General features: G+C 51.3%; 24 protein-coding genes and 3 pseudogenes. 15 read left to right on the top strand and 12 right to left on the bottom strand.

All coding sequences use genetic code 11. The annotated features are described in order from the left end of the window. Positions 1–164: 164 nt before the first annotated feature. Complete coding sequence (locus tag C2U43_RS26535; protein WP_020996135.1) at positions 165–566, bottom strand: hypothetical protein; 402 nt, start codon at positions 564–566, stop codon at positions 165–167. A 90-nt stretch (positions 567–656) separates the two neighbouring features. Next, on the bottom strand, positions 657–1,118 hold the full coding sequence (locus tag C2U43_RS26530; protein ID WP_009653863.1) for a hypothetical protein: 462 nt from the start codon (positions 1,116–1,118) through the stop codon (positions 657–659). A 481-nt stretch (positions 1,119–1,599) separates the two neighbouring features. Here C2U43_RS26530 and C2U43_RS26520 point away from each other — a divergent pair. Beyond that, a protein-coding gene (locus tag C2U43_RS26520; RefSeq protein ID WP_148116659.1) for an IS3-like element ISEc27 family transposase occupies positions 1,600–2,828 on the top strand; the annotation gives its coding sequence in 2 pieces (ribosomal slippage) (positions 1,600–1,915 and positions 1,915–2,828; 1,230 coding nt in all). Between the two features lie 305 nt (positions 2,829–3,133). On the opposite strand, the gene C2U43_RS26510 is transcribed toward C2U43_RS26520, so the two are convergent. The 4 genes from C2U43_RS26510 to C2U43_RS26495 all read right to left on the bottom strand — a co-directional run bounded on the left by C2U43_RS26510 (position 3,134) and on the right by C2U43_RS26495 (position 6,355). Beyond that, a complete protein-coding gene (locus C2U43_RS26510) occupies positions 3,134–4,114 on the bottom strand; it encodes an IS5-like element ISKpn26 family transposase (protein WP_016947617.1) in 981 nt (326 codons plus the stop codon). Between the two features lie 277 nt (positions 4,115–4,391). Beyond that, on the bottom strand, positions 4,392–4,673 hold the full coding sequence (locus C2U43_RS26505; protein ID WP_000780222.1) for a helix-turn-helix domain-containing protein: 282 nt from the start codon (positions 4,671–4,673) through the stop codon (positions 4,392–4,394). Beyond that, a complete protein-coding gene (locus C2U43_RS26500) occupies positions 4,654–4,983 on the bottom strand; it encodes a type II toxin-antitoxin system RelE/ParE family toxin (protein ID WP_000493286.1) in 330 nt (109 codons plus the stop codon). Before C2U43_RS26500 ends, C2U43_RS26505 begins: the two co-directional genes overlap by 20 nt. A gap of 418 nt (positions 4,984–5,401) precedes the next feature. Then, a complete protein-coding gene (locus C2U43_RS26495) occupies positions 5,402–6,355 on the bottom strand; it encodes an IS110 family transposase (RefSeq protein ID WP_022652300.1) in 954 nt (317 codons plus the stop codon). A 187-nt stretch (positions 6,356–6,542) separates the two neighbouring features. On the opposite strand from C2U43_RS26495, the gene C2U43_RS26490 reads away from it, so the two are divergent. The 9 genes and pseudogenes from C2U43_RS26490 (at position 6,543) to C2U43_RS26445 (ending at position 14,289) form a co-directional block, all read left to right on the top strand. Beyond that, positions 6,543–7,151 carry a TetR/AcrR family transcriptional regulator gene (locus tag C2U43_RS26490; protein ID WP_004393990.1) on the top strand — a complete coding sequence of 203 codons (609 nt, stop codon included), beginning with the start codon at positions 6,543–6,545 and terminating at the stop codon, positions 7,149–7,151. Beyond that, a complete protein-coding gene (locus tag C2U43_RS26485; protein ID WP_022652304.1) occupies positions 7,148–8,299 on the top strand; it encodes an efflux RND transporter periplasmic adaptor subunit in 1,152 nt (383 codons plus the stop codon). Before C2U43_RS26490 ends, C2U43_RS26485 begins: the two co-directional genes overlap by 4 nt. Next, entirely contained in the window at positions 8,296–9,501 is a 1,206-nt protein-coding gene (locus tag C2U43_RS26480; protein WP_022652303.1) for an ABC transporter permease, read from the top strand. The genes C2U43_RS26485 and C2U43_RS26480 overlap by 4 nt, the downstream gene beginning before the upstream one ends. A gap of 1 nt (position 9,502) precedes the next feature. After that, positions 9,503–10,213, top strand: coding sequence for an ABC transporter ATP-binding protein (locus tag C2U43_RS26475; RefSeq protein ID WP_022652302.1), 711 nt, complete (start codon positions 9,503–9,505; stop codon positions 10,211–10,213). Between the two features lie 28 nt (positions 10,214–10,241). Beyond that, positions 10,242–10,682, top strand: a pseudogene (locus tag C2U43_RS26470) (hypothetical protein); the annotation flags it as partial. 151 nt (positions 10,683–10,833) lie between these two features. After that, a complete protein-coding gene (locus C2U43_RS26465; protein WP_022652300.1) occupies positions 10,834–11,787 on the top strand; it encodes an IS110 family transposase in 954 nt (317 codons plus the stop codon). A 557-nt stretch (positions 11,788–12,344) separates the two neighbouring features. Continuing rightward, the gene (locus C2U43_RS26455; RefSeq protein ID WP_022652305.1) at positions 12,345–12,887 is read left to right on the top strand and encodes a sigma-70 family RNA polymerase sigma factor; all 543 of its coding nucleotides are present in this window, start codon (positions 12,345–12,347) and stop codon (positions 12,885–12,887) included. A gap of 189 nt (positions 12,888–13,076) precedes the next feature. Beyond that, positions 13,077–14,045 carry a permease gene (locus tag C2U43_RS26450; protein ID WP_225986354.1) on the top strand — a complete coding sequence of 323 codons (969 nt, stop codon included), beginning with the start codon at positions 13,077–13,079 and terminating at the stop codon, positions 14,043–14,045. 13 nt (positions 14,046–14,058) lie between these two features. Beyond that, entirely contained in the window at positions 14,059–14,289 is a 231-nt protein-coding gene (locus C2U43_RS26445; protein ID WP_021314637.1) for a thioredoxin family protein, read from the top strand. A gap of 277 nt (positions 14,290–14,566) precedes the next feature. On the opposite strand, the gene C2U43_RS26440 is transcribed toward C2U43_RS26445, so the two are convergent. From C2U43_RS26440 to C2U43_RS26430, 3 genes are all read right to left on the bottom strand, one after another. After that, positions 14,567–14,770, bottom strand: coding sequence for a hypothetical protein (locus tag C2U43_RS26440; protein WP_022652307.1), 204 nt, complete (start codon positions 14,768–14,770; stop codon positions 14,567–14,569). 81 nt (positions 14,771–14,851) lie between these two features. Continuing rightward, positions 14,852–15,679 carry a universal stress protein gene (locus C2U43_RS26435; protein ID WP_032430841.1) on the bottom strand — a complete coding sequence of 276 codons (828 nt, stop codon included), beginning with the start codon at positions 15,677–15,679 and terminating at the stop codon, positions 14,852–14,854. 17 nt (positions 15,680–15,696) lie between these two features. Continuing rightward, positions 15,697–17,175 (bottom strand): SulP family inorganic anion transporter, encoded by a 1,479-nt coding sequence (locus C2U43_RS26430; RefSeq protein WP_022652309.1) that lies wholly within the window; start codon positions 17,173–17,175, stop codon positions 15,697–15,699. 506 nt (positions 17,176–17,681) lie between these two features. Between C2U43_RS26430 and C2U43_RS26425 the strand changes: the two genes are divergently transcribed. Beyond that, the gene (locus tag C2U43_RS26425) at positions 17,682–18,704 is read left to right on the top strand and encodes an IS110 family transposase (RefSeq protein WP_032430957.1); all 1,023 of its coding nucleotides are present in this window, start codon (positions 17,682–17,684) and stop codon (positions 18,702–18,704) included. A gap of 291 nt (positions 18,705–18,995) precedes the next feature. Here C2U43_RS26425 and C2U43_RS26420 read toward each other — a convergent pair. Next, positions 18,996–19,303, bottom strand: a pseudogene (locus C2U43_RS26420) (IS1-like element transposase); the annotation flags it as partial. Between the two features lie 476 nt (positions 19,304–19,779). Between C2U43_RS26420 and C2U43_RS26410 the strand changes: the two are divergent. Next, the gene (locus tag C2U43_RS26410; RefSeq protein WP_022652310.1) at positions 19,780–20,520 is read left to right on the top strand and encodes a tyrosine-type recombinase/integrase; all 741 of its coding nucleotides are present in this window, start codon (positions 19,780–19,782) and stop codon (positions 20,518–20,520) included. Positions 20,521–20,845: 325 nt separating this feature from the next. Here C2U43_RS26410 and C2U43_RS26405 read toward each other — a convergent pair whose 3' ends face one another. Further along, positions 20,846–21,835 carry a RepB family plasmid replication initiator protein gene (locus tag C2U43_RS26405; RefSeq protein ID WP_022652311.1) on the bottom strand — a complete coding sequence of 330 codons (990 nt, stop codon included), beginning with the start codon at positions 21,833–21,835 and terminating at the stop codon, positions 20,846–20,848. A gap of 855 nt (positions 21,836–22,690) precedes the next feature. Between C2U43_RS26405 and C2U43_RS26400 the strand changes: the two genes are divergently transcribed. The 3 genes from C2U43_RS26400 (at position 22,691) to C2U43_RS26385 (ending at position 24,519) form a co-directional block, all read left to right on the top strand. Next, a complete protein-coding gene (locus tag C2U43_RS26400) occupies positions 22,691–22,960 on the top strand; it encodes a type II toxin-antitoxin system TacA family antitoxin (RefSeq protein WP_022652312.1) in 270 nt (89 codons plus the stop codon). A 3-nt stretch (positions 22,961–22,963) separates the two neighbouring features. Further along, entirely contained in the window at positions 22,964–23,494 is a 531-nt protein-coding gene (locus tag C2U43_RS26395) for a GNAT family N-acetyltransferase (protein ID WP_022652313.1), read from the top strand. 167 nt (positions 23,495–23,661) lie between these two features. After that, positions 23,662–24,519, top strand: a complete 858-nt coding sequence (locus C2U43_RS26385; protein WP_022652314.1) for an IS5 family transposase — start codon at positions 23,662–23,664, stop codon at positions 24,517–24,519. Positions 24,520–24,659: 140 nt separating this feature from the next. Here the strand turns inward: C2U43_RS26385 and C2U43_RS26380 are convergent. Then, positions 24,660–25,553, bottom strand: a pseudogene (locus C2U43_RS26380) (IS3 family transposase); the annotation flags it as partial. Positions 25,554–25,616: the final 63 nt, after the last annotated feature.

The following is a 25,616-nucleotide window of genomic DNA, read 5'->3' as shown; positions in this document are numbered from 1 at the left end:
ACTATAATCACATGTTGAAATTTATTGTTACAGTGAGAATGAGGACGTTTTGCACCCAAAAATAAATAGCTTTTTCAACCGCAATTTGTGGGCATAAATGGTTTTTCTTAGCGTAAAAAAATAGCCGACTATGTCGGCTATTGTGACGATTCAACAGCTGGTGGTCAGAAAATGCACATCGAGGCGTATGCCGTCTTCTGGGAAACTTCAGTAGGGTTACGACCAATGAAAATACTACGGTTATTTTCTTTCTCGCTACGCATGAAGCGGTAGAGGTGGATGGCTACTCCATGAGCTTTCTGCACATCACGTCGGTGCAGCACAAGGTGCATTCTTTTTGGTGGTATGTGTGGGAAACGTTTCGCCAGAATTTGTCCAAGCACGTTAAGTGATTCACTGTTCTCGCGTAGCTGGTAAAGGTCTTCCACGATGAAAAAGATGTTATTCCCCCTGTCGAGTTCGTCAGGTACGGGGCACACTTTTAATCGGCACTCGATGACTTCACAACTCCAGTCACGATGAGGCAGAGACATGATGATGTTTTCTTTCTGCAAGACATTCGACATAAATCCCACCTCACGGTAAAAGCTGTATCAGTTTAACTCCCAAAACCCTTCGGCTGTGGGTTCTGCATTACGCACCGGCTCTCAGATTCCTTAAGGCTTTGATCCAGTATTATTCTTGAGAAATTTGAGTTCAGAACTACCCGGCTTCCCTTTTTGGGCCGTCTTGATAAATTCCCGCTCTTTGAAATACCACCGTTCAACAATTTGTGAAGATAGCGTATTGGATTCCAAGGCATAAGCCTGCAACTCCCTCCATGCAGCTATGTTATGCGGTTTGTATTTTGCCAGCTTAATATCCAGTTCTTCTTGCCAAGATCTGGCGCGTTTTGTAAAAACCTTTCGACCCAGCATTGGGAAAACCAAGAGCCCTGCTATATTGCCGACGAACTGTACAGACCAGTCAGAGGTTATGTAAAACCATATCCCGGCATTAACCGAAACCAGAACCAATAACCATGTTCCATACGCTCGCTGAAATGGAGGGAAGCAGTTATCTCGCCACATTCGAATACTTTTTCCAATGCTGTTCAGCAGGTTTTCGTTTGTTTTCATCAGTTATCTCTGTTCCTCTTCAGCATAGGCCGTTTGTATCAATTCAAACCTGTTCACCCTGACTACTTGAAGAACTATCTGATCGGTAATGCACCTAACCGGCGTAGTGCATCAGTAACCTCGTCTATGCCGAATAAAGACATTGGCGGGACTTTATCTCCAGAGATTGAGCAGGCTGTACACAATGCATTGTATGAGCTTACTCGTTCACGATGTAGAGACTGAAGGCTTACGATCAACAGATCTCGCTCTGGGCCCGTGGTAGCTCCTATAAGGTCAAATAAACTTTGTTTAACCACTTACGTAATCCTCCGTCAAAATCAGTCAAGAGTGCGCTCATTCTCCTCAGTTTCATTTTTTAATGAACGGAAAAGGTCGACAAATCAGGCGTAGACTGGCCCCCTGAATCTCCAGACAGTTGGTATCACTTAAGTTAGTGATAGTCTTAATACTAGTTTTTAGACTAGTCGTTGGAGTCCGAATGATTGATGTTTTAGGTCCAGAGAAGCGCAGACGGCGAAGTGTTCAGGAAAAAATCGCCATTGTTCAGCAGAGTTTTGAGCCCGGAATGACCGTGTCGCTGGTCGCCCGTCAGCATGGCGTTGCTGCCAGTCAGCTGTTCCTGTGGCGTAAGCAGTATCAGGAAGGCAGCCTTACAGCCGTTGCCGCAGGAGAACAGGTTGTGCCCGCGTCGGAGCTGGCATCTGCGATGAAGCAAATTAAAGAGCTGCAACGCCTGTTGGGCAAGAAAACCATGGAAAACGAGCTGCTAAAAGAAGCCGTTGAATATGGCCGACAAAAAAAGTGGATAGCGCACGTGCCCTTGTTGCCGGAGGATGGCGAATAAGCCTTGTCAGTCGTTGCCTCCGGGTCTCACGTGCGCAACTGCATGCCATGGCCCGTCGGTCGAAGGACTGGCAGGATCGTCGGTGCAAGCGCAAGCCTGATGATACTGACGCGCTGGCCCGTATCCATACCGTTATCGGCGATCTGCCCACCTATGGTTATCGTCGGGTATGGGCACTGCTGCGCAGACAATCAGAAACTGACGACATGGCGGTGATCAATGCCAAACGCGTATACCGCATCATGCGTCAGAATGCGCTGCTGCTTGAGCGTAAACCGGAAATACCGCCATCGAAGCGGGCGCATACAGGGAAAGTGGCCGTTGGAGAAAGTAACCAGCGGTGGTGCTCTGACGGCTTCGAGTTCAGCTGTGATAACGGTGAAAAACTGCGGGTCACGTTCGCTCTGGACTGTTGCGATCGCGAGGCACTTTACTGGGCGGCCAGTAACGGTGGATATGACAGTGAAACCGTGCAGGACGTCATGCTGGGTGCCGTGGAGCGTCGTTTCGGTAACAGCCTGCCGACATCCCCAGTTGAGTGGCTGACAGACAACGGTTCAGCCTACCGTTCTTATCAGACGCGTCAGTTCGCCAGAATGGTAGGACTGGAGCCTAAACATACGGCGGTACGTAGCCCGGAAAGCAACGGGATGGCAGAGAGCTTCGTGAAAACGATGAAGCGCGATTACATCAGCATCATGCCGAAACCCGACGGGTTAACAGCGGTAAAGAACCTTGCGGAGGCCTTCGAACATTACAACGAATGGCATCCGCATAGTGCACTGGGGTATCGTTCGCCACGGGAATATCTGCGGCGGCGAACCAGTAATGGGTTAAGTGATAAAAAGTGTATGGAAATATAGGGGCCAATCCAGTTTTACGCCTCCTCAGAAAATCTGTTTTACATCAGAAACAGAGGTTTATGCCAGTGAACATTTGATACCCAACACGTCATAGTGATTTTTTAACTTAGCGTTTTTATATCGTGCCAAAAATGTCTCTGCTTGTGTCTTTATATTAAGGAAGGTGCGAATAAGCAGGTCATTTCTTCCCAAGCTGACTCGCTGATTAAAATTTCGCGGATCTGGGCCGATTTTTTTCCCGCAAACACATCGAATCAGCCTATTTAGGCTATTTTTTCCACCATTTCTGGCGTTATTTCCGGTTTTTACTGAGATCTCTCCCACTGACGTATCATTTGGTCCACCCGAAACAGGTTGGCCAGGGTGAATAACATCGCCAGTTGGTTATCGTTTTTCAGCAGCCCCTTGTATCTGGCTTTCACGAAGCCGAACTGCCGCTTGATGATGCGAAACGGGTGCTCCACCCTGGCACGGATGCTGGCTTTCATGTATTCGATGTTGATGGCCGTTTTGTTCTTGCGCGGATGCTGCTTCAAGGTTTTTACCCTGCCGGGACGCTCGGCGATCAGCCAGTCCACATCCACCTCGGCCAGCTCCTCGCGCTGTGGCGCTCCTTGGTAGCCGGCATCGGCTGAGACAAATTGCTCCTCTCCATGAAGCAGATTACCCAGCTGATTGAGGTCATGCTCGTTGGCCGCGGTGGTGACCAGGCTGTGGGTCAGGCCACTCTTGGCATCGACACCAATGTGGGCCTTCATGCCAAAGTGCCACTGATTGCCTTTCTTGGTCTGATGCATCTCCGGATCGCGTTGCTGCTCATTGTTCTTGGTCGAGCTGGGTGCCTCAATGATGGTGGCATCCACCAAAGTGCCTTGGGTCATCATGACGCCTGCTTCGGCCAGCCAGCGATTGATGGTCTTGAACAATTGACGGGCCAGTTGATGCTGCTCGAGCAGGTGGCGGAAATTCATGATGGTGGTGCGATCCGGCAGGGCGCTATCCAGGGATAATCGGGCAAACAGGCGCATGGAGGCGATTTCGTACAGGGCATCTTCCATGGCACCGTCGCTCAGGTTGTACCAATGCTGCATGCAGTGAATACGCAGCATGGTCTCCAGCGGATAGGGCCGTCGGCCATTGCCCGCCTTGGGATAAAACGGCTCGATGACAGCGGTCATATTCTGCCATGGCAGAATCTGCTCCATGCGGGAGAGGAAAATCTCTTTTCGGGTCTGACGGCGCTTAGTGCTGAATTCACTATCGGCGAAGGTGAGTTGATGGCTCATGATGTCCCTCTGGGATGCGCTCCGGATGAATATGATGATCTCATATCAGGAACTTGTTCGCACCTTCCCTAAGTCACCGGCGGCTTGCCTGCCACACATTGAACATTACAGACCAATTAGCACTTTGTCACCGGGGAAAGATGTAAAGATTATGTATAAATAGATTGGCTTAGAAGTGACATTTCAACTTTGGAGAAACAGGTGACATTTTAAACTTGCTTTAACAAAATTTTGGGACTGACCGAAACAAAAAGGCCAGCCCCGGAGGGCTGGCTATTCAGTACAGGGCAATGACAGGTTTCTTGATGCCGCAGGCGTGAGCGTAGCGGGTCAGTGTGTCGATGCTGGCTTTGGTGATGTTGTTTTCCAGGCGAGAAATAACCGGAGGTGTAACCCCCATGCGTTCAGCAACCTGCGCTTTTGTCAGGTTGTCATGCTTGCGCCATTCAGCAAGCAGCTCCCTGAGCTTTTCCTTACGTTCTTCTTCCTGCCATGCAGCGCGATATTCATCGTCCTGCATCCACTCGTTATGCAGTTCTTTATGGCTTACCAGTTTCATTAAGTACCTCCGCTAACCGCTTTTTGGCGAGATCGATTTCTTTCGCTGGCGTTTTCTGTGACTTCTTGATGAAAACACGGAGCATGATGATGGTATTGCCTTTGTGGTATACCCAGATTCCCCTGGCTATGTCCGTCCCCATCGTGCGGATCTCAAAAAGTCCATCGCCCAGGGGCTTCGTGTCCGGCTCCCGCAGTAATCGGGCGTCATACTCCAGTTTGCCGATGAGACGGTCAAACTTCACCCTGATTTTTACGGGTAATGCTGTGGCTTCTTCCCTGGCTTCCGGGTGATAAACAACGCTAAACATGTGACCTCCCATTTCTATTAATATTAACCTATAGGCTAATTTCAGACAAGGTAGAATTAACCTATAAGCTAATTTTGTTGGCAGTTATCGTGGCTACCCGGTCACTACCCTGTTAGCGTGAGTTTTCGTTCCACTGAGGAAGGGGGCCGCTTGGAAAACGGAATCTATGGTCACTCCCGTTTTTGCAACACCGATTTTGACGACAAGTTGGCTTGCTTGAATCTATCCGGCGTCTGAATGGGATTTTATTCCCGCGCCTTGATGAGTTCCGCGCCTGATGAACCTCCAGAAAATATACGGCTTCAATGAGCCTTTCCGTTTTACAGGTTCCTCAACAGGCCGGTGGGCCGTTAGTATCATCAATATCAGTATTCGCAAAACCAGATCAGTAATTCTTTAAACCGGTGTATTTCTGCCGTTATGCTACATAAGTTTGCTGTCGTGCCGTTAGGGCCCAGGCTATTCTGGCCAGCTTGTTTGCCAGAGCACAAGTGACGACAAAGTTGCTTTTCCGGCACAGTAAATCCCTGACCCAATCGGCCAATTTGCCAGACTGGTGTTCCAGTTTTTGTATGAATACCCTGGCACATTGAACCAACAAAGTTCGGATCTTTTTATTACCTCGCTTACTAATTCCCAGCAATGTCGTCCTACCTCCCGTGCTGTACTGCCTCCCGTCGCCAATCTCAGTTGAAATAGTACTCGCTGTCAGTGTTCCGACGCAGGGAATGCTCAGCAAGCGCTGTCCAACCTCATCTTCGTCCAACTTTCGTTTCAACTGGGATTCCAAATCTTTAATCTGCTCAACAAGATAGTGATAATGCTGTTGTAATTTCAGCAATAACTGGCTGAGGTAAAGAGGCAAACTATTATCCTCAAGAATGGTACTCAGTCGGCTAATAACGGCAGCTCCTCGGGGAACGCTAATGCCAAATTCCAGCAGAAAAGCATGCATTTGATTGGTTGTTTTTACCTTATCCTGAACCAGGGATTCACGGACACGATGCAGAGCCCGCATTGCCTGCTGAGATTCCGTTCTGGGCTGCACAAAACGCATAGACGGACGCGATGCAGCTTCACAAATAGCTTCGGCGTCGACAAAGTCGTTTTTATTGCTTTTAACGAACGGGCGGACAAATTGTGGTGATATCAGCTTTGGGGAATGCCCCAACTCTTCCAACTTGCGTGCCATAAAGTGAGAACCGCCACAGGCTTCCATTGCGATGGTTGTAGCGGGGCATGTCGCCAAAAATTCGATCAACTTTGGCCGGGTAAATTTTTTACGGTAAACAGCCTTCCCGCGACGATCCTGGCAATGAATATGGAAAGAGTTTTTACCCAGATCGATACCAATGAGCGCAATGTTTTCCATGATAGTTCTCCGAATGAAAGCCTGTCCTCAGCATAGTACCGGGAAGGAGGGAGTGACCATCTCATTAAATAAAGCACGTTAAGCCCATTGCAGACTCTAGATATTGACGAGTACGTCGGGTTTTCTCTTGTTTGAGTTGCCTCTTGTGGTAAGATAGTAATCAATTACTATCTTACAAGGAGTGCTCGTGGACACCCATCCAAAGCATCTGCCGGCCGATGAACGTCGTGCCGTAACTGTCGAGTCCGTCGTGGCGCTTGCCGGTTCACAAAACCCAAGCGAGATAACCACTGCGGCTATCGCTAAACACATGAACTTGACCCAGGGTGCGCTGTTTCGGCACTTCCCGAACAAGGAAGCCATTTGGCAGGCGGTCATGGAGTGGGTAGCAGAGCGCCTATTAGCCAGAATCGATCGATCCGCACAAGGAATCGAGTCGCCCTTGGCAGCCATGGAGGCGATGTTCATGAGTCATATCGAATTCGTAGCTGAGCACCCAGGCGTGCCAAGAATGATGTTTGGTGAGCTTCAGCGTGCCGAATCGACACCGGCCAAGCGCATGGTGCAAACCTTGATTCAGCGCTACGGCGAACGTTTGCATCGTCTCATCGAGAAAGGCAAGGCCAGCGGCGAGTTGTCTCCCTCGCTTGACAACGAGGCGGCGGCAACGCTGTTCATTGGCACGATCCAGGGCTTGGTCATGCAATCGCTGTTGGCGGGTGATGTGGGACGTATGCACCGCGATGCGCCGCGCGTCTTTGCAATTTATCGGCGTGGCATAAGGAGTGCGCAATGAAAAAGTTACCCTTGCAAGGCCGCACCCTGGCACTGCTTGCCGTCATCATTCCTTTGCTGGTGCTTTTTATTTATGTCGGTCTGCGATCAGGGCCGCTCGCCCCGGTCGCTGTGACGGTGGCAAGCGTGGAATCACAGGCTATCACACCGGCGCTGTTCGGCATCGGCACGGTGGAGGCGCGCTACACCTACAAGATCGGACCGACGTTTGCCGGGCGCGTCAAACGCCTGGAGGTGCATGTAGGCGACCAGGTCAAGGCCGGACAGGTGCTCGGCGAGATGGAGCCGGTCGACCTTGATGATCGGGTGCGCTCACAGGAGTCTGTATTCAAGCGGGCGGAAGCGGCTTTGCGCGAGGCAGAAGCCCGGCAAGCCTACGCGCAAACCCAGGCGCGCCGCTATGAGCAATTGTTTGCGGTGCGCTCGACCAGCGAGGAAATCGTCACCACCAAGCGGCAGGAACTGCAGATCGCCGATGCCGCCCTATCCGCCGCTCGGGAAGATATTGCCCGGGCACGCTCCGACCGCGAAGCACTCGTCGCGCAGCGGAGCAATCTGCGCCTGATCGCGCCGGTCGACGGTGTAGTCGCCGTGCGCGATGCCGATCCCGGCACGACCATCGTCGCGGGCCAGGCCGTGGTGGAAGTGATCGACCCCAAGAGTTTGTGGATCAATGTGCGCTTCGACCAGATCAGCGCATCGGGGCTGGCTGGGGGGCTGCCGGCTCATATCGTCCTGCGTTCGCGTGGTGGCCAGACCTTGAAAGGTCGCGTGCTGCGGGTGGAACCCAAGGCCGACGCGGTAACCGAGGAAACGCTTGCCAAGGTGACATTCGATAACAAACCAGAACCTTTGCCACCAGTGGGTGAACTGGCCGAAGTCACGGTTGACTTGCCGGCGCTTCCGGCCGCTCCACTGATCCCCAACGCTGCCGTCCAGCGTGAAGGCGATAAAGTTGGTGTCTGGCAAATCGTGGATGGTGATCTGCATTTCTCCCCGGTCAAGCTCGGCACTTCCGACCTCAATGGTTACGTGCAGGTGCGCGAAGGGCTCAAGAATGGGGACCAGGTTGTGACCTATAGCGAAAAGGCACTGACGGCGCGCAGCCGCATCCATGTGGTCGAGCATATCCCGGGAGTTTCACGATGATCAGCCTGGCCGGCCGCGACATTCTCCATGCCTGGGGGAAATTCGTCTTCACCGGCATCGGTCTGGGTCTGCTGATCGGCGTCACCCTAGTCATGGCTGGGGTGTACCGAGGCATGGTGGACGACGGCAAGGCGTTGCTCGACAACAGTGGCGCTGACCTTTGGGTGGTGCAAAAGGATACTCTGGGTCCTTATGCGGAGTCGTCCAGCCTCAACGATGACGTGTATCGCGCCATTCTCGCCATGCCGGGAGTCTCACAGGCAGCGAACGCGACCTACCTGACCATGCAGGTACGCAAGGGCGAGAGTGATGTACGCACCATGGTGGTCGGCATCGCGCCCGGTGCGTTGGGGGCTACACCCGGATGGCCTCCTTATCTCGTCGCTGGACGCCAGATCACGCGCGGTCACTACGAGGCTGTGGCCGACATCGCCACCGGCTTCAAACTGGGAGATCGTCTTGCCATTCGCCGCAATCATTACACCGTCGTGGGGCTGACACGGCGCATGGTGTCGTCCAGCGGCGACCCGATGGTATTCATTCCGCTCAAAGATGCCCAGGAGGCCCAGTTCCTCAAGGACAACGATGCCATCTGGCAAAGCCGGCGTCGCACCGAAGCCAACCCGGTCTTCAATCGACCCGGTGATCCAGGTTTGCTGGATGCCGTGATTGCTTCACAGAGCAGCAACGCGTTCGTCAATGCCGTGCTGGTCACTCTGAAACCTGGTCATGCGCCGGACGAGGTTGCCGAATCCATCCAGCGCTGGAAGCGTTTGACGGTCTACACCCGGGCACAGATGGAAGACATCCTCGTCGGCAAGCTGATCGCCACCTCGGCCAAGCAGATCGGCATGTTCCTTGTGATTCTGGCCATCGTTAGCGCGGCCATCGTTGCCTTCATCATCTATTCGCTGACGATGGACAAAATCCGTGAGATCGCGGTGTTGAAGCTCATCGGCACACGCAACCGAACCATCGCCGCGATGATCATGCAGCAGGCGCTCGCCCTGGGCGTGATTGGCTTCGTGGTCGGCAAGATCACAGCCACCTTTTCAGCACCGGCTTTTCCAAAATATGTCCTGCTCACGCCAATGGATTCTGTCGCCGGTTTTTTTGCCGTGCTCGTGATCTGCGTTCTAGCTAGCCTCGTCGCCATTCGCATAGCACTCAAGGTTGATCCGGCCGAAGCCATTGGAGGTTGAGATGAGTAGCAAAGGGATACACATCGAAAGTTTAAGCAAGCGGTATGGCGATGGTGACACCGCTGTCTTTGCCTTGAGAGACGTGAATATGCATGTTGCGCCTGGTGAAGTGGTGGGACTGATCGGCCCTTCCGGGTCCGGCAAGAGCACGCTGCTCAAGTGTCTGGGTGCGGTGATCGAACCGACCGCCGGTCGCATGACGCTGGGCGATGAAGTGATCTACGCCGATGGCTGGAAAGTCCGCGACCTGCGCGCCTTACGGCGTGACAAGATCGGTTTCGTTTTCCAGGCGCCGTACCTGATTCCGTTTCTCGATGTCACCGACAACGTGGCGCTGCTGCCGATGCTTGCAGGCGTCGCGAATGGAGAGTCGCGCGCGAAGGCACTGGAATTGCTCACAGCGCTTGATGTGCAACACCGAGCTCGCGCAATGCCCTCGCAACTCTCCGGTGGCGAGCAGCAACGGGTCGCCATCGCGCGCGGACTGGTCAATCGTCCGCCGGTGATCCTGGCCGATGAACCCACTGCGCCGCTGGATTCCGAGCGCGCCATGGCTGTAATCCGCATCCTCAACGACATGGCCCGGAAGTTCGAGACCGCCATCATCGTCGTCACCCATGACGAAAAGATCATCCCCACATTCAAGCGCATCTACCACATCCGCGACGGCGTGACCCATGAGGAAGCTGGCGAAGGGCGGGAGTTCGAATGAGAGAACGATTGAATTACAGGAGAATTTCATGACCCACCGCAAACACAGCCACGCATTTGGAACTATCACCCTGACCGTTACGGCCTGCCTGCTTTTATGGGGTTTTCTGTTGCCAGCTTGGGCTGGTGACGCTACCCAGGTTGAGCCACTGGCGCTACGCAAGATCATGCAGGAACTCGGGCGCAACATGCAGGCTATTACCGGTGCGATTTCGCAGGAGGAATGGGTTCAGGTCGTTCAGCTCGCCCCAAAAGTTGCTGCACACCCCGAGCCACCGCTTACTGAAAAAATGCGCATCCTTGCTTACCTCGGCGCTGATGCGACCAAGTTCAGAAACTTTGACGCGCAGACTCACGAGGCGGCGCTGGCCATGAAGCTGGCTGCTGCGAGCAGCGACGGCAAGGCGGTGATCCAATCATTCGCCCTATCTGTCCCCGCTGGGGTGGGAGCATATCAACCTGACCGGCGATTACCTATGGCGCAGCAGTGCCAAGGTCGGTGCGGGGAAGTTCAGGCCATTGCGACCGCTGCCACCGGCTTAGCGTGCTTTATTTAATGAGATGGTCACTCCCTCCTTCCCGGTACTATGCTGAGGACAGGCTTTCATTCGGAGAACTATCATGGAAAACATTGCGCTCATTGGTATCGATCTGGGTAAAAACTCTTTCCATATTCATTGCCAGGATCGTCGCGGGAAGGCTGTTTACCGTAAAAAATTTACCCGGCCAAAGTTGATCGAATTTTTGGCGACATGCCCCGCTACAACCATCGCAATGGAAGCCTGTGGCGGTTCTCACTTTATGGCACGCAAGTTGGAAGAGTTGGGGCATTCCCCAAAGCTGATATCACCACAATTTGTCCGCCCGTTCGTTAAAAGCAATAAAAACGACTTTGTCGACGCCGAAGCTATTTGTGAAGCTGCATCGCGTCCGTCTATGCGTTTTGTGCAGCCCAGAACGGAATCTCAGCAGGCAATGCGGGCTCTGCATCGTGTCCGTGAATCCCTGGTTCAGGATAAGGTAAAAACAACCAATCAAATGCATGCTTTTCTGCTGGAATTTGGCATTAGCGTTCCCCGAGGAGCTGCCGTTATTAGCCGACTGAGTACCATTCTTGAGGATAATAGTTTGCCTCTTTACCTCAGCCAGTTATTGCTGAAATTACAACAGCATTATCACTATCTTGTTGAGCAGATTAAAGATTTGGAATCCCAGTTGAAACGAAAGTTGGACGAAGATGAGGTTGGACAGCGCTTGCTGAGCATTCCCTGCGTCGGAACACTGACAGCGAGTACTATTTCAACTGAGATTGGCGACGGGAGGCAGTACAGCACGGGAGGTAGGACGACATTGCTGGGAATTAGTAAGCGAGGTAATAAAAAGATCCGAACTTTGTTGGTTCAATGTGCCAGGGTATTCATACAAAAACTGGAACACCAGTCTGGCAAATTGGCCGATTGGGTCAGGGATTTACTGTGCCGGAAAAGCAACTTTGTCGTCACTTGTGCTCTGGCAAACAAGCTGGCCAGAATAGCCTGGGCCCTAACGGCACGACAGCAAACTTATGTAGCATAACGGCAGAAATACACCGGTTTAAAGAATTACTGATCTGGTTTTGCGAATACTGATATTGATGATACTAACGGCCCACCGGCCTGTTGAGGAACCTGTAAAACGGAAAGGCTCATTGAAGCCGTATATTTTCTGGAGGTTCATCAGGCGCGGAACTCATCAAGGCGCGGGAATAAAATCCCATTCAGACGCCGGATAGATTCAAGCAAGCCAACTTGTCGTCAAAATCGGTGTTGCAAAAACGGGAGTGACCATAGATTCCGTTTTCTGAGACGTCCCCTAGCTGGCTTATCAGGCAGATTCCGGACCGCTTTTTTGACGTTTTATCCGGAACCGAATGCGCGGAAATTGATGGTATTGCGCATGACGGTTTACTGCATGATACTGAACACAAGACAGCATACCCTGTTGCAGGAAGAGGTTTCCGAAAGGTGGATAACTGATCGGATGCTATCAGTCCATCACATCATCATGGCACCGACAGTTCCCGGACCCCATCCCCGACAGCATCAGAACCAATATCCTCCCGCTATGCGGTGTATTTAACGAGAGAGTCATAAATGGAGCAACTGAACGGCACGCCGCCTTGCCTTATGAAGGCGTGGAAGAAGCATGAACACGAACTTCTTTGCTGGTTACTCAGACAAGTGGGTAATGAGGCTGATGCTGATGATCTGATACAGGAAACCTTTCTCCGGGCAATACGACAACATGGGAAATTCTGTGCCATCGTGAATGCCAGAGCCTGGCTGTTTGAGGTTGCCCGGCATCTGCTTATTGATAAAAGCCGCCAGCAGCGTCCATTTATGCCTCTCCACGATGATTTATCATTGCCGGATAATACGCCTGAAACTGTCGACTCACTGGCTGGTTGTCTGCCCCGCATCCTGGATAAAATGGCAGAGTCTGATCGGATTATCCTTACGCTCTGTGATCTTGAGGGGATGAAACAGGCTGATTTTGCAGACCGAAATGGTCTGACACTTGCGGCAACCAAATCGCGTTTATCCCGGGCGAGGGATAGGCTGCATAGGAAACTTTCCAGCAATTGCCAGATCAGACTGGATGAGTATGGTCGGGTATGTTGTTTCACTCCCAAGTGAAGAATCTGTTTCCCCTTCTGGGGTTACCGATAAGCTATTGCAGTGAAATCCTGTTCAATAACATTTCTCAGCAAATGAAATAAATCGAAAAAAACTGCATCCTTTTCTGTCAAACAGCGTCTTCCCGAAAAACAACCGTCGTGAGGCCTGTCCGTTATGTTCCAGATTTTCACTGATTTTGCCACCTAGCTGGTCTATGAATGCCTTAGTCTGAGTCCTGCAACCAAACTCGGGGAGGCGATCCACTTTTTTGTCGAAGACGTGAGCAAAATTTTCGTTCTCTTGCTGGTCATGATCTACTTTGTGGCCATACTACGGGCCTCGCTGGATATTGAGAGGGTAAGAAACTATCTTGCAGGTAAGCACCGTGGAATGGGGTATTTACTGGGCTCCTGCTTTGGCGCCGTTACTCCGTTCTGTTCCTGCTCAAGTATCCCGGTATTTCTGGGGTTTACTTCGGCTGGTATCCCCCTCGGGATTACCATGGCCTTTCTCATCACATCCCCCCTTATCAATGAAGTCGCCGTCCTGCTTCTGGTCAGCCTGCTCGGATGGAAGTTCACGCTCATTTATATTGCTGTCGGAATGGCTGTTGGTATGGCTGGCGGTGCTTTTCTTGATCGGATTAAGGCCGAACGCTGGTTAGCCGATTTTGCCGCCGATGCCCTCAGAGACGGGCAGCAACATCAAACTGATGAGATCCGACAATCTACCATGGCACCGCATATGCCTCTCTCAAAGCGACATGCCTTTGCTAAAGAGGAAACTCTCACCATTTTTAAGCGTGTCTGGCTCTGGGTCATTCTCGGAGTAGGACTTGGTGCGGCATTGCATGGATTTGTGCCCGACGGATGGATCGCGTCGCATCTCGGTGCCGGTCAGTGGTGGACTGTCCCTGTAGCTGTGCTGGTTGGCATACCTCTCTATTCCAATGCTACCGGTGTGATCCCTGTGATGGAGAGTCTGATCACGAACGGCCTGCCAGTGGGGACAACTCTGGCTTTTTGCATGAGCACTGTGGCTGCCAGCTTTCCTGAGTTCATTCTGCTCAAACAGGTGATGAAGTGGCAATTACTGTGCACCCTGCTGTTGCTGTTGTTGACCTCTTTCACACTGGTTGGCTGGATTTTTAACGTTGTATTCCCGTTAATTCCCTGAAGAGGATTATAAAATGAAGCATGTAAAAGTACTGGGTACAGGCTGTTCCGGTTGTAAAACAACCATCCGCCTTATCCAGCAGGTGGCTGATGAGAGAGGCGTCGCTATTCAGCTTGAAAAAGTGGAGTCACTGTCTGAAATAATGAAACACAAAGTGATGGCGACCCCGGCGGTTGTCGTTGATAACATCGTTGTACATACCGGAGGAATACCATCAAGAGACATTATCGAAAGCTGGCTCTGACCTGCAGGCAGGGAAATAATTCCTGTTCGTTCATTGCCTGAAATATCAAGCTCTGATCTCTGTAGAGGACTTCCGGCAGCCCCTTTTTTAATGAAAAGTTCAGACCCAGAGATGAAGGTATACCTTCATCTCTGTCGCGGAGCTCCGCCACAGCAGGTAAAGTTTACACTCTGATATCTCACTTATCACAGTCAGTTCAGGTCCGTTTTTTGCTCTCTGACAGCTGGCCGTCTTACTGCAGTCCCTGTTCAGCCTTTAGTTATCATATTCCTGACGCTTATTCGTTTAAAGTCTGAAACTTCGCTTCAAGCTCAAGTATTCTGAGACACATCTGCTCAATAAGTTCTGGTGTGATGGTTTTTTTAAAACGAGCGATGAGTTCAGCATCCGTGTCATCCATATATTTTATGGGTTTATCAAATGCAACCTGGCTAAGCTGGGCAAGCGCAAGAACTTCATCAATCATAAGGATTTTCTTCATAATGTCGCCTTTTCTTCCCGACTCAGGGTTTTAATGCCAGTCTGGAATTAAGTTTTCCCGGATTTTCCTCCGGGTTCCGACTTATCTGAGCATTAACAGCGGGACTCTGGTCTGTTCGAGCATCGCAGTTGTGTTACTGCCGATGAAAAAACGTCGCAGGGAAGAGTGCCCATATGCCCCCATGACAATCAAATCCACGCCGTTGTCTGCGGCGTAACGACAAAGCGCCTCCGTTACCGAGCGTCCTTCAGCTAACCGGGATATCGCACTGATGCCAGCGCACTGCAGACTACGCTTTGCCTCTTCGAGGGTATGAGCATCGCCGTTAACCATTACGATATGACATTCCAGGCTCTGCAGCAGAGGGCTGAGCGTCAGTCGACGCAGGTTTCTCCGGCTTTCCTCACTGCCATCAAACGCAAACATGACTCTTGAAGGTACAGAAAAAGTTTCAGGTACAATCATTACCGGCTTTTTCTGCAGGCGGATAATGCTCTCCAGATTGCTGCCAACCGGGTTCTGTGCTCCCCGGCGACCGAGCACCATCATACGAATACCCTTCAGGTCAGCCAGGATGATATCCAGTGCGCCATGTTTCTGAAGTTGCTGAACATCCGGGATACCGATCTGGCTGAGCAGTTCCGCGCATCCGGCAAGAATGGCGCGTCCCTGAGTCATCAGCAGGCGGTTACGCTCCCCTTCTATTCGGACAAGGTCCTGCGTCAGTTGCTCCCGGCTGTCAATACCGATAGTCCCCGTAAGGTCAGAAACTGCCGGTTGTTCATTTTTTTCAAGCACATGCAGCAGGGCAAGAGGAACGTCAAGCTTCCCGGCAATCCAGGCTGCATACTCACACACGGCGCGTGTTGATGACGATCCATCCACGCAGGCAATAACGGTGTTGTCCATAGCATTAATTCCTGACATTAATGACCTCCCATCAGTTTTTCGATTTCTTCGGGTTTATCGTGAACACCAAAGCGATCAACGATAGTACGGGTTGCTTCGTTCATCCCGCGGATCTCAACGTCTGTTCCTTCTCTGCGGAATTTAATAACCACCTTATCCAGTGCGCTGACCGACGTGATATCCCAGAAATGGGCATGCGTAACATCAATGACAACTTTCTCTGCAGCTTCGCGAAAATCAAAATACGCCATAAAGCGGTCGGCGGAGGCAAAGAACACCTGCCCGGTGACCTTATAGAGCCGGGACTCTTCCCTGAGTTCTGAAGAGACAGCCAGAAAACGCGCCACTTTAGTGGCAAAATTCAGGGAAGCGATAAGCACACCGGTCAGTACCCCGAATGCCAGATTATGAGTGGCCACCACCACCACCACTGTTGCCAGCATCACCACGCTGGTAGAAATGGGATGGCTTTTAAGGTCGGTAACTGAACGCCATGAAAAGGTACCAATCGAAACCATGATCATTACGGCGACAAGCGCGGCCATAGGGATTTGCGAGACCAGGTCCCTCAGAAAGACTACCATACACATCAGGACCACACCGGCAGTGAGGGTGGACAGACGGCCCCGACCGCCGGATTTCACGTTGATAACAGACTGACCAATCATTGCACAGCCCGCCATTCCCCCGACAAATGAGGTGCAGATATTAGCGATGCCCTGAGCCTTGCATTCCCTGTTTTTATCACTGGGGGTATCCGTCATATCGTCCACAATCGTGGCTGTCATCATTGATTCCAGTAACCCTACAATGGCGAGGCCTGCGGAGTAAGGGAGAATAATCAGGAGCGTATCAAGATTCAGCGGGATATCCGGCACCAGGAAGACCGGCAGACTGTCAGGCAGTTTGCCCATATCCCCGACCGTACGCACGTCCACATGCAGCCATATGGCAATCGCCGTAAGCACCACGATACAGACAAGGGGTGAGGGGATTGTTTTATTCAGATACGGGAAGAGGTAGATAATGGCGAGCCCTACTGCCGTCATAGCATAAACATGCCAGGTCACATTGGTGAGCTCAGGTAACTGCGCCATGAAAATCAGGATCGCGAGTGCATTAACGAATCCGGTCACCACGGAGCGTGAGACGTAGCGCATGAGACCGCCGAGTTTAAGATAACCGGCTATCAGCTGGAATACGCCGGTCAGTACGGAGGCAGCCAGTAAGTACTGTAGTCCATGATCCTTCACCAGGGTCACCATCAGGAGCGCCATTGCCCCCGTTGATGAAGATATCATCGCCGGGCGACCACCAAAGAAGGCCATAATCAGCGGGATACAGAAAGCGGAGTAAAGCCCCACCTGAGGGTCAACACCGGCAATAATGGAAAAGGCGATCGCTTCTGGAATGAGTGCGAGCGCGACAACAATACCAGCCAGCACGTCACCACGGACGTTACCCAGCCAGTCCTTACGCGTCGAGGACAGCAACATAGTAATTTCTCAGTTTTTAGATGTAGTTAGCCCCGGAGGACATAAGTTTCAAATACGATAAAACACATCCGCAGACGGGATGTTATTACGTGCGTTCTGAGGCTCGCTCAGTACGGCGGAGGAAGGGAAAACTCAGGGTGGCGTAATGCGCATGATCAGCAGATAAATCCTTGAAAGCAGGTACTCAGCCCTCAGTGAACAGAATAAGTCAGCGTAATGTACTTTAGTGCTGACCACGTGCTCTGTATGATACAGAATCTATCTACTATAAACGAAAATACAGCACGATCAATGCTCACACTCTATATGGGACGTTCGTACCTGGACATGATTATCTGTGTTCAATGTCCCCGCATGACCGTCTTAACATCCAGAATATTACGTTTCCAAAAAAACCAGAAATGATTAAAAAATGAGCTTAACGAATGGAAGGGACTTCCCCTGGATATGCGCCTGATTAACTCTTGTGCAATCATGGGGTAAACATAGCCCCGGAGGGATTCGTTATGACCATCACGACTGTCGGTATCGATCTTGCTAAAAATGTGTTCGCTGTTCACTGCGTTGACCAACACGGTAAAACTGTTCTGGTTAAACCCAAAGTATCGCGTGCTGCCCTTCCTGAGCTGATTGCCAGTTTACCTCCCTGTGTTATCGGGATGGAGCCATGCTCCGGGGCTCACTACTGGGCAAGGTTGTTTCGGCAATATGGTCATGAACCACGGCTGATGGCTGCTAAATTTGTATCTCCTTACCGCATGGCCGGTAAATCAGGCAAAAATGATGCAGCTGATGCTCAGGCTATCTGTGAAGCAGTTCGTCGCCCGCATATGCGGTTTGTACCAGTGAAGGATGAGAGCCAGCAGGCGATGCAATGCCTACACCGTATCAGACAGGGTTTTATCGAAGAGAAAACAGCAACATATAACCGATTGAGAGGTTTGATATCGGAATTCGGTGTCATCGCCCCACAAAGTACAGATGCCCTGCGTCACATGGTTTCTGAGCAGAAGAGTTCTTTGCCACTTCAGGTTCAACAATGTGTTAATGACCTGCTGGAACACATTGATCGTATTGAAGATAATATTACTGAATATGACCGGATTTTGTCCCGCATGGCAAAAACAGATCACCGCAGCCAGCGATTGATGGAACTGAAAGGGATTGGTCCCACAACGGCCTGTGCGCTGGTCGCCAGTATCGGTAATGCACACGATTTTAAAAATGGGCGACAACTGGCAGCCTGGCTGGGACTAACGCCATCGCAGTACAGCAGTGGTGGGAAATCAAAGCTTGGCAGGATAACTAAAGCTGGCGATTCGTATCTGCGAACGCTACTGGTTCAGGGGGCTCGTTCGGTTCTGATTGGTGCCGAGAAAAGGACTGATTTATTCAGTCGTTGGGTCTGTTCACTGGTCGATCGCAGAGGATACTGGCGTGCCGTTGTAGCCATCGCCGCCAAAAACGCAAGGCTGTGCTGGGCATCATTGCATTACGGTGATGATTTCAGGCTGTACTCAGCCAGCTAAAGCACGAAACAAAATAACCATCTGACCTGCAATTCGTTGATGATAAAGGGTTAGACCCCGTGAGGCCTATCTGGCTATTGTACAGGATATACGTATCCGCTTAACGAACAAGAACCTCACGCGCGTCTTTCATCAGGGTCCGAATCGATGACGATTCATCATGGCCGTTTATAGTACCGCAGTCTCTCCCCTTTATTTTTACTGAAGAGCAGACAGAAACCATAAACACCGGCGTTGACACGCCGGGGAAGCCCTTATAGTACAATAATTTTCGATATCCAAACTGACCCCAATCACATCACTGCCCGGTTGTATGCGCGAGGTTACCGACTGCGGCCTGAGTTTTTTAAGTGACGTAAAACCGTGTTGAGGCCAACGCCCATAATGCGTGCACTGGCGCGACATCCGACGCCATTCATGGCCATATCAATGATTTTCTGGTGCGTACCGGGCTGAGAGGCGGTGTAAGTGAACTGTAGTTGCCATGTTTTACGGCAATGAGAGCAGAGATAGCGCTGATGTCCGGCAGTGCTTTTGCCGTTACGCACCACGCCTTCAGTAGCGGAGCAGGAAGGACATCTGATGGAAATGGAAGCCACGCAAGCACCTTAAAATCACCATCATACACTAAATCAGTAAGTTGGCAGCATTACCTATTATCCGTATATTAAGTCAGCATCAGAATGCCGGCCGTCATATCAACTGGCAATAGTCAGTTACCACATTGCGCTACGTGAAAACTGACAGGGTTACAGGGGTGTACCAGGTCAGAATTCACGTAGCGCATCCTCTTCTTCTCTGCTCCATTCTCATTATGGTCCGATCATGTATGTCCTGGCATTACCCCATTTCTCCCAAAAACCGTAAAACAGCCCTCAGGCCGCGTCATGACTGGCTTTAACGTGGATCTATGTTGAAAAAGGATCCTTTACGCATTTGGTTTTACCCGCAATAATGCGGGATAAGACAATAAAAGGATCCGCGCGCTGCGATTTATTGTCATGGCAGGATCGGCCGGTCAGGTGCAAAATACCTGTATCCATAAAAAGTGCGTGCGCTACGTGAAAAATAGCCGATGAACAACGTCATTCCCCTGCAGAATTCACCAGAACGCGTTTCGTTGTTGCCGATCGCCCCGGGCGTTGATTTTGCGACCGCCGTGGCATTACGACGCATGGCCACCTCCACCGGTGCCACCCCGGCTTATCTGCTGGCGCCGGAAGTGAGTGCCCTCCTCTGGTATATGCCCGACCAGCGCCATCACATGCTGTTCGCCACCATGTGGAACACCGGTATCCGTATCGGAGAAGCCCGGACGCTGACCCCGGAGTCATTTGATCTCGATGGTCTGCGACCCTTTGTGCGGGTACTGTCTGAAAAAGTACGGGCCCGACGCGGGCGCCCACCGAAAGATGAGGTCCGCCTGGTCCCGCTGACCGATATAAGCTATGTCAGGCAGATGGCGAGCTGGATGGTCACCACCCGTCCCCGCCGGCGTGAACCGCTGTGGGCCGTCACCGATGAAACCATGCGTAACTGGCTGAAGCAGGCCGTTAAGCGGGCCGAAGCTGACGGGGTCCATTTTTCAATTCCGGTAACGCCCCATACCTTCCGGCACAGCTATATCATGCATATGCTCTATCACCGCCAGCCCCGGAAAGTGATTCAGGCGCTGGCCGGCCACAAGGATCCGCGCTCGATGGAGGTATATACCAGAGTGTTTGCGCTGGATATGGCGGCCACACTAGCCGTGCCGTTCACCGGTGACGGGCATGATGCCGCGCAGATCCTCCGGACACTTCCCCCTCTGACGTGACAACGTCACTCGCCACAGTTTATATAAGCTGTAGTGAGTAAATCTTCCCGGAGATAAGCTGTAGTGAGTGAAATAAGCTGTAGCAGGCAACATAAGCTGGAGTAAGCAGATTGTGATATGTGGAAGCCTGATGCAATAAGTCCGCAGGGCTGCGGCAACTGCAGAAAAACAATGGTGGAAGTTTGTTGCTCAGGAAGCACGGGCCTCAGACATGAGCCGCACTCATCACCGCTTATATAAGCTGTAGTGAGCAGGACACTCACCAGAGGCAGCAATATAAGCTGTAGCAAGTAAACAGAGAGGTGTTACTCACTACAGCTTATGTTCAGCGGGATTTGAAGAGTTTTTCCAGGTCATCGAGCGTGATGCCAAGTTTCTCTAAAAGCGCCAATTTCTCAGCCATCTCCGGACTCACATCACCCGGTGCGGCTGGCAGTTGAGGGTTCTCAGCACTCTCATCATGCGGTGGTTTTAACTTGGGCCGCCGGTAATGAATGCAGAAGAGTTTAGTGCGTCCCCGCTGGATCTCCGTGTAATCCAGATAGCCAATCTCCCGGAGCTGCTCCATGGCACGCCTCACCGTCTGGTTCTGCGAGAACACAGGGGATTTCAGGTTCAGGCGGGCCCGCAGACGCGCCAGAGATATCGGTGCCGGATCCCGGGGCAGACTCTCTATAAAGGTATAAAGGGCCTGGGCGGACTCCCGGCGTTTCAGGGCATTGATGGCCTTGAGCTGCAGTAACACTTTCCGGTCAAACTGGTAGAGTTCAAAGAGGCGCGGATCGGCCTGCAACTGGACGATATCCTTCTCCGTATCATAGTAGGCCGACTGCACCAGGTGTGTGATGTACTCTTTGGTGTGACTTTCGGTCGTGCGGGAAAACGAGATCACGGTACCCGCGATACGTTTTAGCGAGGGGCTGATACGCTCCCGGAGCTTGCGTGATGACTGACTGGAGGGGATCCCACAGAGTTTGGCGAACTCAACAAACGGCAGTTCAACCTTATCGCCGATAACCTTATGGCGTGCAAAGGAATGGATCACCCCTACCCAGGTCTTGAAGTCATTATCCATATCCAGGCGGGGACCGGTGATCTCCACCTTATCAAACCCTTCGGCTCTGGCGAGAGATAGACGCGTCAGTTCTTCCGTCGCATCAGTACGCGAAAGCGTGTTCTTTTTACTGTTTTTCAGTGATTTGAGAGTAGGGACAAACACTCCGAGCCGCATCAGTGCCACTGGCTGCACTGTATTACTGGCATTAGGAGTGAGATTTACGACTTCACCGGAGGATTTATCCACCTCTTCAAACAACTTTTTTAAGTCCAGATTGTCCTTGTCCAGAGAGCCCCCCGATCGGTGGATTGTTTTAGAATAAAAGCAGCCACTGTTCTCATGTTATGGCCTGTAAAACGCCAGACAACTGGCTTCAGTTTATGCACAGCCCTGATGAACTTTCAGGTGACATACTCACTGTAGTTTATATCAATCGCTTATTACAGCATATCCGTTGCATAATACAGCTTATTGTCTACCAGTTACAGCTTATGATTAACATGCTACAGCTTATGTGATCATGCTCCAGGCTCAGTCCTGACGCGGCCTTCAGAGGTGTCGGGATCTTCTTTGGATCTTACAGGGATCGCTTTAAGGATCTTATTACTGGATCGAATGACTGTATATGTGGATAACCTGCTGACCGACAAGGTAATTCAGACTGTTCATTAATGATCCCTTTTCATACCGGCAACAACGCGTACCTGCTCCTGCCAGCATCTGTGCTATTGCGCTTCCTCGCCGGTTCGCGGGCATAAGCCCGGTCACCGGACTGCGGCGAGCACTGATCTATTCATTTCTCAATACAGACTATGTCAAAACTGCACTTCTCTCAGAGCCATGATACGGAGGTTACATAGTACAGTTTGATTCTGGTTTCTTCCGATCAGACACAGCAACGGTAATTTGAGCCTGACCGATCAACATCGAGAAGTTTTTCTCTACACCTTTACGTGCTGTACCCGGATCCACAGCCAACTAGTGGTTGAAACATGCATACCATAACTCTATTATAATTGTACGGTATACATCCGTACATGCTATCGCCTTAAGTCCCGAACTCAACAAAACTGTCCGCTCTCTCAGATTAAAGAGTGGCCTGGGAGAGAAACCATGTCAGCACTGAAAAAGCAGCGCATTGACCTGAGATTAAATGAAGACGACAAACACATGATCGAAGAAGCTGCAGCAATGACTAACCAGTCAATTTCGCAGTTCATGGTCAGTACCGCCTCAGAACGCGCTGCAGAAGTTATTGACCAGCACCGTCGTCTGCTCCTCAATGAGGAGTCTTGGAACCTGGTTATGGATGCAATCATTAATCCGCCAGCACCGAATGACCGGCTGAAACGCGCCGCTAACCGTCTCCGGGAACTGGAGTAATAAATGGAGGGTTTAAGGATTGAGATTTTTTCAGAGGAAGTTGAATATGAATTAAGCAACTTCGATTGTGGAGAAGAGTATCTGAATACTTTTCTTACTGACCATCTGAAACGGCAGCATAACAGTAAGATCTTACGTGGTTATGTTCTCGTGACGAGAGAGAATAAACCGCGTGTGATGGGGTACTACACGCTATCAGGAAGTTGCTTTGAGAAAATACTTCTACCCAGCAAAACACAACAAAAGCGTGTACCCTACAAGAATGTGCCGAGCGTGACTTTGGGCCGTCTGGCAATTGATAAAAGCATTCACCACCAGGGATATGGAGAAACACTTGTTACCCATGCGATGAAAGTCGTGTATCAGGCCTCGCAGGCTGTGGGTATACACGGAATGTTCGTGGAAGCGCTGAACGACAACGCCAAAAAATTCTACCTTCGACTGGGTTTCATTCAGTTAAAGGAAGAAAACTGTAACTCGCTCTTTTACCCGACAAAATCTATTGAAGAATTGTTCGAAGTAAATGATGAATAAAACAGGTTTAGACTGATCCAGTAAAGCCGTACCGCTTATGTAAAGCGGCCTAGTCCTATTACAGTATTTTTGCCGAAACAGCTCTTCTGCGGTATCTAGGGAAGGTGCGAACAAGTCCCTGATATGAGATCATGTTTGTCATCTGGAGCCATGGAACAGGGTTCATTATGAGTCATCAACTTACCTTCGCCGACAGTGAATTCAGCAGTAAGCGCCGTCAGACCAGAAAAGAGATTTTCTTGTCCCGCATGGAGCAGATTCTGCCATGGCAAAACATGGTGGAAGTCATCGAGCCGTTTTACCCCAAGGCTGGTAATGGCCGGCGACCTTATCCGCTGGAAACCATGCTACGCATTCACTGCATGCAGCATTGGTACAACCTGAGCGATGGCGCGATGGAAGATGCTCTGTACGAAATCGCCTCCATGCGTCTGTTTGCCCGGTTATCCCTGGATAGCGCCTTGCCGGACCGCACCACCATCATGAATTTCCGCCACCTGCTGGAGCAGCATCAACTGGCCCGCCAATTGTTCAAGACCATCAATCGCTGGCTGGCCGAAGCAGGCGTCATGATGACTCAAGGCACCTTGGTCGATGCCAAGAGTGGCCTGACCCACAGCCTGGTCACTACCGCGGCCAACGAGCATGACCTCAATCAGCCGGGTAATCTGCTGCATGGAGAGGAGCAATTTGTCTCAGCCGATGCCGGCTACCAAGTGGCGCCACAGCGCGAGGAGCTGGCCGAGGTGGATGTGGACTGGCTGATCGCCGAGCGCCCCGGCAAGGTAAGAACCTTGAAACAGCATCCACGCAAGAACAAAACGGCCATCAACATCGAATACATGAAAGCCAGCATCCGGGCCAGGGTGGAGCACCCATTTCGCATCATCAAGCGACAGTTCGGCTTCGTGAAAGCCAGATACAAGGGGTTGCTGAAAAACGATAACCAACTGGCGATGTTATTCACGCTGGCCAACCTGTTTCGGGCGGACCAAATGATACGTCAGTGGGAGAGATCTCACTAAAAACTGGGGATAACGCCTTAAATGGCGAAGAAACGGTCTAAATAGGCTGATTCAAGGCATTTACGGGAGAAAAAATCGGCTCAAACATGAAGAAATGAAATGACTGAGTCAGCCGAGAAGAATGAATCGCCACGGAAAATCTAGACACTTCCGAGCCGTTGATAATACTGGTTTTCATATTCTGTCGGTGACATCTGATCGCTAGAACCATGCCGACGCTTACTGTTATAAAACATTTCGATGTAATCAAAAATATCGCTGCGGGCTTCTTCCCGCGTTCCGTAGATCTTTTTCTTTATCCGTTCGCGTTTCAACAACTGGAAAAAGCTTTCTGCAACCGCATTATCATGGCAGTTACCGCGACGGCTCATGCTGCCCTCCAGGCCGTGTGATTTCAGGAACGACTGCCACTCATGGCTTGTGTACTGACTGCCCTGATCCGAATGAACCAGCACCTGTTTTTGGGGATTACGCCGCCATACAGCCATCAGCAGTGCGTTCAGGACAATGTCCTTTGTCATCCGGGATTGCATGGACCAGCCGATAATTTTGCGTGAGAACAGATCAACAACAACGGCAAGATACAGCCAGCCTTCGTGGGTCCTGATGTAGGTTATGTCCGTTACCCAACGCTCATCCGGAGCATCCGGATTGAACTGTCGCTGGAGCCTGTTGGGCGACACGATACTGGCCTCGCCTTTACGTGCCCGCGGGCTCCGGTATCCGACCTGAGCCTTTATCCCGACACGTTTCATCAGTCGCCAGACCCGGTTCACTCCGCACTGTTGCCCGCTGTCCCGCAGATCCAGATGGATTTTGCGATAACCATAGACGCATCCCGATTCCAGCCAGAACTGTTTAATCTGTCCTGTCAGTCTCAGGTCTGCCTGATGGCGTTGTGAATGCGGCTGCTGAAGCCAGGCGTAAAAACCACTGGGATGAACATCCAGCACCCGACAGAGCAGGCGAACACGCCAGCAACAGGAGTTGTCACGGATAAAGGCGTACCTCAGTCGGACAGCTTTGCGAAGTACGCCGCTGTAGATTCAATTGGTCAACGCAACAGTTATGTGAAAACATGGGGTTGCGGAGGTTTT

This window comes from Citrobacter freundii complex sp. CFNIH9, from assembly GCF_002903305.1.
GTDB classification, from domain to species: Bacteria; Pseudomonadota; Gammaproteobacteria; order Enterobacterales; family Enterobacteriaceae; genus Citrobacter; species Citrobacter portucalensis.
Note: the sequence above shows the minus strand (reverse complement) of the source record. Positions and strands in the feature narration are given on the sequence as shown.